The 11,735-nt window shown below is 42.2% G+C and carries 10 protein-coding genes; 5 read left to right on the forward strand and 5 right to left on the reverse strand.

Annotated elements, in window-relative coordinates; translation table 11 throughout:
• Nucleotides 1-19: 19 nt before the first annotated feature.
• Nucleotides 20-331, reverse strand: a complete 312-nt coding sequence (locus ACEN9X_RS19720; RefSeq protein ID WP_413666754.1) for a hypothetical protein — start codon at nt 329-331, stop codon at nt 20-22.
• Nucleotides 332-703: 372 nt separating this feature from the next.
• Here ACEN9X_RS19720 and ACEN9X_RS19725 point away from each other — a divergent pair, with 372 nt between their 5' ends.
• Nucleotides 704-1,294 (forward strand): DUF502 domain-containing protein, encoded by a 591-nt coding sequence (locus ACEN9X_RS19725; protein WP_413666755.1) that lies wholly within the window; start codon nt 704-706, stop codon nt 1,292-1,294.
• Nucleotides 1,295-1,793: 499 nt separating this feature from the next.
• Here ACEN9X_RS19725 and ACEN9X_RS19730 read toward each other — a convergent pair whose 3' ends face one another.
• Together ACEN9X_RS19730 and ACEN9X_RS19735 are read right to left on the reverse strand one after the other, a co-directional pair.
• Nucleotides 1,794-3,050: a TCR/Tet family MFS transporter gene (locus ACEN9X_RS19730; protein ID WP_413666756.1), complete on the reverse strand. Its 1,257-nt coding sequence runs from the start codon at nt 3,048-3,050 to the stop codon at nt 1,794-1,796.
• Nucleotides 3,051-3,433: 383 nt separating this feature from the next.
• The gene (locus tag ACEN9X_RS19735; RefSeq protein WP_413666757.1) at nt 3,434-4,699 is read right to left on the reverse strand and encodes a TCR/Tet family MFS transporter; all 1,266 of its coding nucleotides are present in this window, start codon (nt 4,697-4,699) and stop codon (nt 3,434-3,436) included.
• Between the two features lie 93 nt (nt 4,700-4,792).
• On the opposite strand from ACEN9X_RS19735, the gene ACEN9X_RS19740 reads away from it, so the two are divergent.
• On the forward strand, nt 4,793-6,745 hold the full coding sequence (locus ACEN9X_RS19740) for a redoxin domain-containing protein (RefSeq protein WP_413666758.1): 1,953 nt from the start codon (nt 4,793-4,795) through the stop codon (nt 6,743-6,745).
• Between the two features lie 74 nt (nt 6,746-6,819).
• Here ACEN9X_RS19740 and ACEN9X_RS19745 read toward each other — a convergent pair whose 3' ends face one another.
• Complete coding sequence (locus ACEN9X_RS19745; RefSeq protein ID WP_413666759.1) at nt 6,820-7,527, reverse strand: TIGR00730 family Rossman fold protein; 708 nt, start codon at nt 7,525-7,527, stop codon at nt 6,820-6,822.
• Nucleotides 7,528-7,690: 163 nt separating this feature from the next.
• Nucleotides 7,691-9,184, reverse strand: a complete 1,494-nt coding sequence (locus ACEN9X_RS19750) for a sodium:solute symporter (RefSeq protein ID WP_413666760.1) — start codon at nt 9,182-9,184, stop codon at nt 7,691-7,693.
• 258 nt (nt 9,185-9,442) lie between these two features.
• Between ACEN9X_RS19750 and recR the strand changes: the two genes are divergently transcribed.
• From recR to ACEN9X_RS19765, 3 genes are read left to right on the forward strand one after another with little or no spacing between them, the layout of a single operon-like run.
• Nucleotides 9,443-10,069 (forward strand): recombination mediator RecR, encoded by a 627-nt coding sequence (gene recR / locus ACEN9X_RS19755; protein ID WP_413666761.1) that lies wholly within the window; start codon nt 9,443-9,445, stop codon nt 10,067-10,069.
• A gap of 2 nt (nt 10,070-10,071) precedes the next feature.
• A complete protein-coding gene (locus ACEN9X_RS19760) occupies nt 10,072-10,905 on the forward strand; it encodes a glycosyltransferase family 2 protein (RefSeq protein WP_413666762.1) in 834 nt (277 codons plus the stop codon).
• Entirely contained in the window at nt 10,892-11,707 is an 816-nt protein-coding gene (locus tag ACEN9X_RS19765) for an SDR family oxidoreductase (protein ID WP_413666763.1), read from the forward strand. The genes ACEN9X_RS19760 and ACEN9X_RS19765 overlap by 14 nt, the downstream gene beginning before the upstream one ends.
• Nucleotides 11,708-11,735 lie beyond the last annotated feature (28 nt).

The following is an 11,735-nucleotide window of genomic DNA, read 5'->3' on the forward strand; positions in this document are numbered from 1 at the left end:
ATAGTCGGGCGAATTAGTTTTAGTCGGGGTTTTTAATATGCTCGGTTATACAGGCAATCAGATTTTCTTTTGCTTTTTCGTAGCGGGTAGCTGTAAATTTCGTTGCAGTTTCCCATTTGATATCTGCTTTAGTAACAGCAACATCCTCTTTCAAGATTATCATTAACGAATCGGTTAAGGTTAGTCTGTGGGCGGGGGATTCCTTCAATAATTTTAACCATTTTGCATGTATCCATTGTAACGCAAGCCCTTGTTGATGTTCCCATTTACCTAAATTTTTGATTTGTTTAATTAAAGATATCAACTCACGCATTAATTCAACTTTTTTCATAAAATCGATTAAAAGGTATAAAACCCAAAAAGTGTTTGATTGAGCTAATACAGGTAGTTTTAGAAGCGCATAGTCTTTTGGAGTATCGGAGTGTAATATAAACATTATCTTTAACTAAAGGTTTCTTTTAATTTCAAATAACTTAGTCTTTTCCGCATTATTGAAATAGTTTCACTTTAAAATAGCTGGGTAGACTAACCAAACGACACCTGTGATACGATGTAAACATAATATGCTTTATAGTGATCATCTAAACTGGTCGGCACGAGGAGACTGCCATAGTAACTTTAGGCGCTGCAAGCACACTTTATGATTTAAATTTTATACCAATTTAAAAGAGTGTATTTTTACCCGTAAAATCAGCGGCTTAAAATGAACAGGTTAGCGCGGGCATTATTCAGGTATTTTATAAAAGGCATGTTGGTGGTTGTGCCTGTGGGCGCAGCTATTTTCCTGATGTATTGGGCCGTTGCAAGTATTGATAAGGCACTTAACCTGAGCGATTTTTTGGTTGATAAAACCGGAAAACATATATACATACCCGGCTTAGGGATCCTGAACGTAGTGGTTGTTATCATGATTATGGGGGTACTGGTTACCAATGTAATTACCGAGCCTATCAAAGCCTGGTTTAAGCGTTGGTTTGCGCGTTTGCCCATCTTCGCATTCCTGTATTCTTCAATAAAAGATTTAACTGAAGCCTTTGTGGGGGAGGAGAAAAAGTTCAATGAGCCGGTATTGGTTGAAGTAAACGAGTTTGGTTTAAAAAAGATAGGCTTTCTGGTTCAAAAAGATCTGGCAAAGATCGGTTTACCTGGCGAAGTTGCTGTGTATTTCCCATATTCATATTCATTTGCCGGGCAGGTGGTTATTGTTGCCGCCGATAAAGTAAAACCAATGGATAAAAGTGCCGCCGATGTGATGAAATTTGTGATATCGGGAGGTGTGAGTGGGTTGGATTAAACAATTGCCTGATTTTAAATACGATCTTATCCTACCTTAAAAAGAAGCGCTGGTCCGACAAAAAAGCGGGGAGGGAGTATCGCCTGTGCGCAGAAGCATTTTTTTGTCTTGATGTTTGGTTACTTTGCATCTAAGGTAAAGTAACTGGCCCCGCCCGGCCAAGAGGGCGACGGTGGAAGTTACTATAACAAAATTTATTATTTATCCTATTTGGGATTGCTTCGGATCCTATAGTGGATTGTTAGATATGTTTTCTTGATTTTTGTTATCAATTTGGCGTTGCCTTCGGCCCGGGCTTTCCGCTCATACGCCTGCAGGCATTATGCTCAAGGCCGGTATCCGCTGCAATCCCTAACGCTGGCCTGTGCATCATAACTGTGAAAGCTGAAACAGTATATCTTTATTTATATGCAATTCTGGTTTTTACAGGGCTGTCGTCTTGGTTATTATGTACAATGACGTAATAGGGGTGTTGTTTTTGCCTTCTGAAGTTGTGGAATTATGGTACTGCTTCCACCTCCTTCGAATCCACCACCCCGGCTTTCTTAAAGCTTCTGATCGCCAGGAAAACAGCTATCAGCATTAAAACCGCACCTAAAATATACGGAGCACCCGGAAAATAGGTTGATGTATTACGATGGGTAAACAAATGAAATACCGAACTCATTAACAGCGGACCGATAATCACTGCCAAGCTGCTGATACTGGTCAATGAGCCCTGCAATTCCCCTTGTTGTTTAGCTGATACCGTACTGGTAATCATGCCTTGTAATGAAGGCCCCGAAATGCCGCCCAGGCAATATGGAACCATGAATACGTACATCATCCAACCCTGGTTTGCGAAGGCAATAAGCGTTAAACCTATGGTATAAAAAAGCAATCCCGCTATGATATTCTTCTCTTGCCCGAATTTTGGGATGGTAAACCTGATCAAGCCGCCCTGTATCGCTACCAGCACAATGCCAATGAAAAAGCCTAAAAAGCCAATGCTTTTTAACTGCCAGTCAAACTTTTCGGTTACGTAAAATGATAGAACATATTCAACTGCCTTTTGTGCAATATATACCAATGAAAATGCACCAATCAACCCTGTTAACGATTGATAGCGCGATAAGTTCCGTAATGAACTTACTGGATTGGCCTTTTTCCATTCAAAGCGCCTGCGGTTTTTCATATTTAAGGATTCGGGTAAAACAAAATAGCCGTAGGTTGCATTAAGTAAAGCCAGCCCTGCTGCCAGCATAAAAGGAAAACGTACGTTCAGTGCGCCTAAAAAGCTTCCTGTACCTATGCCAATGATAAATCCAAGTCCGGATGCTGCTCCAACCAAACCAAAATTTGCCGCCCGGTTTTTACCGGTACTAATATCGGCTATGTAAGCGGTAGCAGTAGTATTGCTGGCGCCTGCAAAGCCTGCTATTGCCCGGCCGATAAATAACCAGGCCACCGTAGGGGCAAAGGCCATAAAAATATAATCTATCCCAAATCCAATAAGTGAGCCTAACAGTACCGGTCTGCGGCCATATCTGTCGCTCAGGTTGCCCAAAAGTGAAGAAAATAGGAACTGCATGGATGCATAAGTGAAGGTGAGATAGCCGTTGTATTGCGCCGCAGTACTCACATCCATGTTGCCCAGTTTCTCGAGCAGCGACGGCATTACCGGGATAATGATGCCTAAACCAAGCACATCAATAAAAAGCGTTACGAAAATAAACCCTAAGGCGGCGGTATGTTTCTTTTTAGGTTTGGCGCTCATTAATAATGATAAAGGTTTAAGCAAGTTAAAAGTTTTATTACGGGCTGTTTTACAGTTTAATATTTAATTTATACTTGTGCTGTTATTGATGGGCAGCTCGCCGTTGTGGTGTTGTCACCAACAACTTTACGCCCTGCCTTTTAATAATGGTGGGCAGATATTATAAAAATACGGGGGCCTAAAATGTTGTTGGTGACAACACCAACAACGGGCGAGCAATCGCATGTTATACAGGGCGGATATGCTTCCGTGCAATTGCCGCGCTCCGCTTATAATGACATGGCTTTTGTTTAATCTCCCAATAATTTTCATCTCCCGAATACTCATTACAACAACACCAACAACAGCAAAGCTTTAAGCTTTGTGCATTCTGCTTTTGGCTTTTAATGCAACGCAGCTACAGCGTCAACATCCTTTGCCGATGTTTTCTTCACGTTTTTAAAATTACGGATGGCAAGCAAAGCGCTTATCAGCATCAGTATCGCACCTAAAATAAATGGCGCTCCGGGCAAAAAGAAAGGCCTTTTATCGTTGGTGAAATAATAAAATAAAGTAGTCATTACCCATGGGCCAAAAATGGCGCTCAGGCTCATGAGGCTGGTTAAGCCGCCTTGTAACTCGCCCTGCTCGTTGGCGGGTACCTGGTTGGTCATAATACCCTGTAAAGCCGGACCTGCAATGCCGCCGAGGGCGTAAGGAACCATAAAGGCAAACATCATCCAGCCTTGTGTTGCCATGGCAAACAGGATTAGGCCGATGCTATATAGCAGCAATCCAACCCAAATACAGCGCTCCATGCCCAGTTTAGGCAGTATGATACGCATCAGTCCTCCCTGTACAAGGGCTATCATTAAGCCAATAAAGGCAAGGGAATAGCCTACGGTATCCTCACCCCATTTAAATTTTTCGAAGGTGAAATAGGTCCAAACGTTTTGCACCGCTTGTCCGGCAAAATACACCAGGAATAATGATAATGCCAAACCCATTACCGAAGGGTATTTTTTTAGCTGCAACAATGACCCCAATGGGTTTGCCCTTTTTGCATCAAACGGGCGACGATGCGCTTCATCCAATGATTCGGGCAGGATGAAGAAACCGTAAATGGCGTTTAAAAATGCCAGGCCGGCAGCTGCAAAAAACGGATATTGTACATCCATTTTACCCAGCACACCGCCAATTGCCGGGCCAATGATAAAGCCAAGGCCAAAGGCAACACCTATCATTCCAAAGTTTTGGGCGCGTTTTTCAGGCGTGCTTACGTCGGCAATATAGGCTGAGGCGGTAGTAAAGCTGGCGCCGGTAATACCTGCGATGGCCCGTCCTAAAAACAGCCAGCCTATTGATGGCGCAAAGGCAAGGAACAAATAATCGACACCGAAACCAAGCAGAGAACAAAGCAATACCGGGCGACGGCCATACTTATCGCTCAGGTTCCCAATCATCGGCGAAAACAGGAATTGCATCACCGAATAAGCCAGCGTTAAAAAACCTGCATAAAGCGAAGCCTCACTAAGGCCGGCGTGGATCAGTTTTTCAATAAGCTTGGGTAGTACGGGTATAATGATACCTAAACCAACTACATCAATCAGTAAAGTAATAAAAATAAAGCCTAAAGCCTTCTGCGGTTTATTTTGGGCGGAATTGTCCATGGTGCAAAATAAATTATTAAGGTTAATAATTGTTAAAATAATTGTATTTAAAATAATTTACCACTAACTTCAACTATATAATTAGTTAAACCTATGAAACCACACAAATCAATCATGCTGGTACCGGCTTTGCTGGTTATGCAAAGCGCATTTGCGCAAAAAAACCATCTTACGTTATCAGATAATTATCCATCGCCAACGGAAAAAGTTAAGATCACCTATGATCCGGCAGGGACACCTGTTGCCGGCAAGAAGGATATCGGCGCAGAGATCTACTACATTAACGGAAAGGACAACCCTGCAACCGACATCGATCTGAAAGCTGACGGAAGTTCATTGTCAGGTGATTTCACTATCCCGGCCACGGCGAAGGCTTTCTTTATAAAAATATTTAGTGACGGTGATATTGATAACAATAACGATAAAGGATATGTTTATTTAGTTTATAAGGATAAAAAACCTGTTCAGGGCGCTTATGAAGCCCAAGGTTATATATTAAGTGGTGTTGGTAACAATTTTGCCAAAATAAAGACCGACTCTGAAGAAGGCCTGGCATTGTTTAAAAAAGAGTATGATGCCTATCCTCAGGCCGAGAAGCCTTATCAGTTTAATTACTATTACATATTAGCGAAGAAAAAAGATCCCGCTACTACTGCCACGTTAAATGCAAAGGTTAAATCGCTTGAAAAAAGCACGGTAGAAAAAGACCTGATCCTTGCCGCCAATATCCTGAACTGGCGAAACCAAAAACCATCTGCTGATTCATTGGGTGAAATAATTAAAGCTAAATACCCCAAAGGCGAATCGGTGAAGAATGATGCCGAATTTGCGATGATGCGTGAGCATGACGTGCACAAAAAGGATTCGCTTTATATTGCTTATGTGACCAAATTTCCTGAAATGAGCACCTATAAAGGCGGAAGAATAGATTTTATAAGAGGGCAGTTAGCCGGCGGTTTTTTAAGAGCTGGTGATACCGTGGCATTTAATAAATACGCAACGTTAACTCAAGACAAAATGAGCATAACAATGAGCTACAATAATATGGCTTATGAATGGGCGCAAAAAGGCGAGAATCTTAATCAGGCCGAAAAGCTTTCAAAGCAAACGCTGGATATCATTAATGAAAAAATGAAAAATCCGATGGTGTCATCATTCATGTCGGTAAATGATGCAAAAAAGCAAAACCAAATTGTTTATAATATCTATGCTGATACTTATGCATTCATTTTATATAAAGAGAAAAAATATGATGAGGCACTTAAGTATCAGAAAGAACTTTATGCCAGCAACAAGGATAATGACCCTACCACAAACGAGCATTACGTACTCATTTTAAATGCGCTTGGTAAATACTCAGAAGCGAAAGATGTAATTGAAAGCGCATTTAAGGTGGCTAAAGTTTCACCTGCGTTAAAGGAGGAATTAAAAAAAGCTTACGTTGGTGTAAAGGGCGATGATACAGGTTACGATGAATATCTGACCGGATTAACAGGCATTGCAAAAGATAAAAAGAGGGAAGAGGTGGCTAAGCAGATGATCAATCAGCCGGCTACAAAATTTGCCCTTAAGGACTTTGCAGGAAACAACGTTTCGCTGGTCGATTTAAAAGGTAAAATTGTGATAGTTGATTTTTGGGCTACCTGGTGTGGCCCTTGTAAAGCCTCTTTCCCGGGGATGCAAATGGCCGTAAATAAATATAAGGATGATCAGGATGTGAAGTTCCTGTTTATCGATACCTGGGAAAACGGTGATAATTATATTGATGGTGTAAAGAAGTTTATTGCCGATAATAAATATACCTTCAATGTGCTCGTAGACGAGAAAGGCGGTGATGGCAGGCAATCAAAGGTGGTAACACAATTTGGCGTAACCGGGATCCCAACCAAGTTTATTATTGATAAAAACGGCAACATCCGCTTTAAAGTTGTGGGTTTCGATGGCTCGGCAGAAGGATTGGTTGATGAAGTGAGCACGATGATTGATATGGCCAAAGAACCAGCCATAGCTGAGGCTGCTGCAACACCTAAGCAAAGCATGAAATAGCTAATTGCAACCCTAAAACTATATCCAACAAAAATGCCGCCCTGATGGAGCGGCATTTTTTATTTTGAAGCCTGTTAAAAGTTTGGCTTAAGTACGTATTTGTTGTAAAAGCGGGTGATGTGTTCAACTGCTTCTTCGGCAGTGTCAACTACACGGTACAGGTTTAGGTCGTCGGGGTTGATGTTGTGTTGCTCGTTCAGCATTTTTTCCTCAACCCAGGCAAACAGGCCCTTCCAGTATTCAACCCCAACAAAAATGATAGGGAAGCGGGCTATTTTACCGGTTTGGATGAGGGTGATGGCCTCGAACGATTCGTCCATAGTGCCAAAGCCACCGGGTAAAATGATAAAGCCCTGCGAGTATTTCATAAACATAACCTTGCGGATAAAGAAGTAATCAAACTCCATAATCTTATCCCTGTCGATGTATTTGTTGTGGAACTGCTCAAAAGGTAATTCGATGTTTAAGCCTACCGATTTACCGCCGTTTTCGTAAGCACCTTTGTTGGCTGCTTCCATTATACCTGGGCCACCACCCGATATTACGCCATAGCCATGCTCGGTAAGCAAGCGGGCTGTTTCTTCGGCCAGTTTGTAGTACTTGTTATCGTTATGTGTACGGGCTGATCCGAAGATGGATACGCAAGGGCCTATCTTGGCCAGTTTTTCAAAGCCGTCAACAAATTCGGCCATTATTTTAAAGATCTGCCAGGAGTCGGTAACTTTAATTTCCTGCCAGTTTTTGTTCTCGAACGCTTGTCTTATTTTATCTTCTCCGGTCATAGCCTTTTATTAGTCCGAAAAGTCCGAAAGTCGGACGTCCGGGAGTGTGTTTGTTAAGTCCGAAAGTCCGGGAAGTCCGAAAGTCCGGGAGTTTTATCTTATATTAATTAATGCAAAGTACAAAGAAAATTGATTCCGGTTTATTAGTCATTTAACTTTTTAATTACCCAATCTCAGGACTTTCCGACTGACGGACTTCGGACTTCCTCGAAGAGGATACCCACAACCCAACAAATGTGATTAGTCCGTTCACAATGATGAGTTCGTTACCAAAAACATATCCGCCTAAAATTGATTTTGATTCGGCATTTAGAAAATAACATATAGCAGGAGAGAGTACGCAAATGAAAGGCACCAGTTTATCCATTACCTGCCTGTTGCTTACAAACAAGCCAAATGAATACAAGCCAAGTAATGGGCCGTAAGTGTAAGATGCTACGCTGAATATAGCGCTTACTACTGCTTCGTTATTAATGGCGTTAAATATAATAATGGTCAAGAACATCAGCCCCGAAAAGGCTATGTGTACCCAATGCCGCACGGCCACCATCTTTTTGCTGTTTACATCGCTACGCTTATTAAAGCCTAAAAAGTCCACACAAAAGGAAGTGGTTAGCGCCGTAAGGGCCGAATCGGTAGTGGCAAAGGTGGCGGCTGTTAATCCCAGCATAAATATCATTGCCGGAACAAGCCCAAGATATTGGAGGGCTATGGTAGGGTACAGATAATCGGTTTTGGTAACGTTGATGCCGTTTTTAGCTGCATACATATAAAGCAAAGCGCCAACGCTCAGGAAAAAGATATTGATCACTACAAAAACGCCAACAAAGCTGAACATGTTTTTTTGTGCTTCTTTGATGTTTTTAAGGCTGAGGTTTTTCTGCATCAGGTCCTGATCGAGCCCGGTCATGCCTATGGTAATGAACATGGCCCCTAAAAATTGTTTCCCTAAATGCAGCTTGCTGCTCATGAAATCGTTAAAGAAAAATATTTTGGAGTAGCTGCTGTTTTTGATGGTTTCGGCAGCCTCAAAAATGTTCATGTGCAGGCTCTGGCAAATAAAGTATATCGACAGGAAAACCGATAGCACCAGGAAAAACGTTTGCAGGCTATCGGTAATGATAATGGTTTTTAATCCGCCTTTAAAGGTGTACGACCAGATAAGCAGCAAACATATCAATACTGTAACGGCAAAGGGTACGTGGTAACTATCAAAGATGAATTTCTGCAATACGATAACCACAAGGTATAACCGGAATGCCGAGCCGATAACGCGGCTTACCAAAAAGATGGCTGCCGCAGTTTTATAGCTCCAAACACCTAAAGCACCTTCAATATAACTATAAATGGACGTGAGCTTAAGCCGGTAGTATAATGGGAGTAATACGGTGGCTATAATAATAAACCCTGCTGCGTTACCCAGCACAAACTGAAAATAAGCAAACTGATCCGTACCAACCTTGCCCGGTACAGAGATAAATGTAACCCCGCTCAATGCCGTGCCAATCATCCCGAAGGCAACCAGGTACCATTTTGAATTTCGGTTGGCTACGAAGAATGTATCATTATCCGAGGATTTTTTTGATGTAAGCCAGGAGATGATCAGTAAAACCAAAAAGTAACCAATAATGAATGATAATAATACTCCGGGCGACATAGGCATTTTTTTAGTCCGGAGTCGGAAGTCCGAAAGTCGGGTGAGTCCGAAAGTCGGTAAGTCCGAAAGTCCGAAAGATTTTTATTTAGTCCGGAAATCGGGAAAGTCCGAAAGTCCGGAGGATTTTTTGCAAAATACAAATACATTGTAAGATTTGCCAATCATAACTTATCTGCTTTAAATTTTCTAAATCTACTTTCCCGGCTTCCGGACTTGCCGACTTTCGGACTTCCGACTTAAATTCCCTACCTTCGCACAATGAATTTCTCGTCCAAATTACTGGAAAATGCTGTAGCCGAATTTGCCAAATTACCGGGTGTTGGTCAAAAGACTGCCCTGCGTTTGGTGCTGCATTTACTTAACCAGGATAAGCAGGATGTTGAACGATTTAGTACCGCGGTAACCAAGCTTCGCAACGAAATACAGTTTTGCCGCGTTTGTCATAATATATCCGATTTGCCAGTTTGTGAGATTTGTTCATCGCACCGCCGCGATCATAGCCTCATTTGCGTGGTTGAGGATACCCGCGATGTAATGGCCATCGAAAATACCAATCAGTTTAATGGTGTTTATCATGTGCTTGGCGGCTTAATATCGCCAATGGATGGCGTTGGGCCGTCAGATTTGCAGGTGGATACCCTCATTGAACGCCTTAAGCCAACAGCTGATAATGAGGTAAAAGAGGTGGTTTTTGCACTCAGCGCCACTATGGAGGGTGACACAACGCTGTTCTATCTTCATAAAAAATTAAAAAGTTTCAATATTACCATTACAACCATAGCTCGTGGCATAGCTTTTGGTGGTGAATTAGAGTACGTGGACGAAATAACTTTGGGCCGCTCGATAGCTACCCGCGTTCCGTATGAAAATTCACTATCAAAGTAAGTATGAAACTATCAATAGTTGTTGTAAGCCATAATACCTGCAACCTGCTCAGAATTGCCCTGAATGCAGCGATCAGGGCTGCCCAGGACGTTAGTCACGAGGTTTTTGTGGTCGACAATGCCTCGGCCGACAAGTCCGTTGCCATGCTTAATACCGAATTTCCTGATGTGAAAATAATAGCCAACGATAAAAATGAGGGCATGGCGCGCGCCTACAATCATGCGCTTAAATTGGCTACAGGCGAGTATATTTTACTGGTCAATGCGGATACAATTACAGGCAAGAAGACAGTAGACAAAGCACTTGAGTTTATGGACATGCACATTGAAGCCGGTGGTTTAGGTGTACGCATGATAACTCCAGAAGGTAAATTTCTGAAAGAGTCAAAACGCGGCTTTAACAAACCATGGGAAACTTTCTTTAAGCTAACAGGGCTGGCAAAACATTTCTCCAAATCAAGGCTCACTAACCCGGAGAGTAAAGACTGGGTAGAAGAGTTTCAGACTTCTGAGTCGGATATCATAAACGGTGCTTTCATGTTATTGCGTAAAGAAGCCCTTAATCACATAGGCTTAATGGATGAGCGTTTTCATACCTATGGTTATGATATTGATTATTCGTACCGCATCAGGCTTGCAGGGTTTAAAAATTACTATTTCCCCAAAACATATATCATCAACTTTAACATACAAAACAAGGTTAAATTTAGCTGGATACACATTAAGGAATATTATGGTGCGATGATTATCTTCGCGTCCAAATATTTATTTAAGGTGCCTGAACTTAAGGTGGAGGGCATCCCCCAGTTAATTCCTCCTTCGTATGAAGTTAAATGATAAGGTTGTTATAATTACCGGCGCTTCGTCGGGTATCGGAAAATCGCTTGCTTATGAATGTGCTAAGCGCGGCGCACATGTGGTGCTGGCAGCAAGGCAATACGTTACACTTTGCCAGGTTACCGAAAAATTACAGCAGGAATATAAGATCAAAGCGCTTGCCATACAATGCGATGTAACTGTTGAGGACGATTGCAAACAACTCATTAAGCAAACACTCACCACATTTGGTAAAGTTGATGTATTGATCAACAACGCCGGTATGTCTATGCGGTCGCTGTTTAAAGACGCCGACCTTAATGTGTTGAAGACCTTAATGGATGTGAACTTTTGGGGCACGGTTTATTGTACCAAATACGCATTGCCCGAAATTATCAAGACCAAAGGCAGCATAGTAGGGGTATCGTCCATTGCAGGATATAAAGGTTTGCCGGGCCGCTCGGGCTATTCGGCATCAAAATTTGCGATGAACGGCTTTTTAGATTCGTTACGGGTTGAAAACCTGAAAACCGGCATTCATGTATTAACTGCCTGCCCTGGCTTTACTGCATCAAATATCCGTAATACAGCTTTAAATAGCGAAGGCAAACAGCAAGGCGAAAGTACCCTTGAAGAACAAAAAATGATGAGCAGCGATGAGGTAGCTAAAATTATAGCCGATGGCATAGAAAACCGCAGCCGCACCCTCATCATGACCGGCCAGGGCAAGCTAACCGTAGCCCTAAGTAAATTTGTCCCGGCTTTTTTAGATAAAATGGTGTATAACGTTTTTACAAAGGAGCGGGATCCGTTACTGCGTTAGTCATTTTTGGTAGCCATCAGGTCATTGT

Source organism: Mucilaginibacter sp. Mucisp86, assembly GCF_047324315.1.
Classification (GTDB): Bacteria; Bacteroidota; Bacteroidia; order Sphingobacteriales; family Sphingobacteriaceae; genus Mucilaginibacter.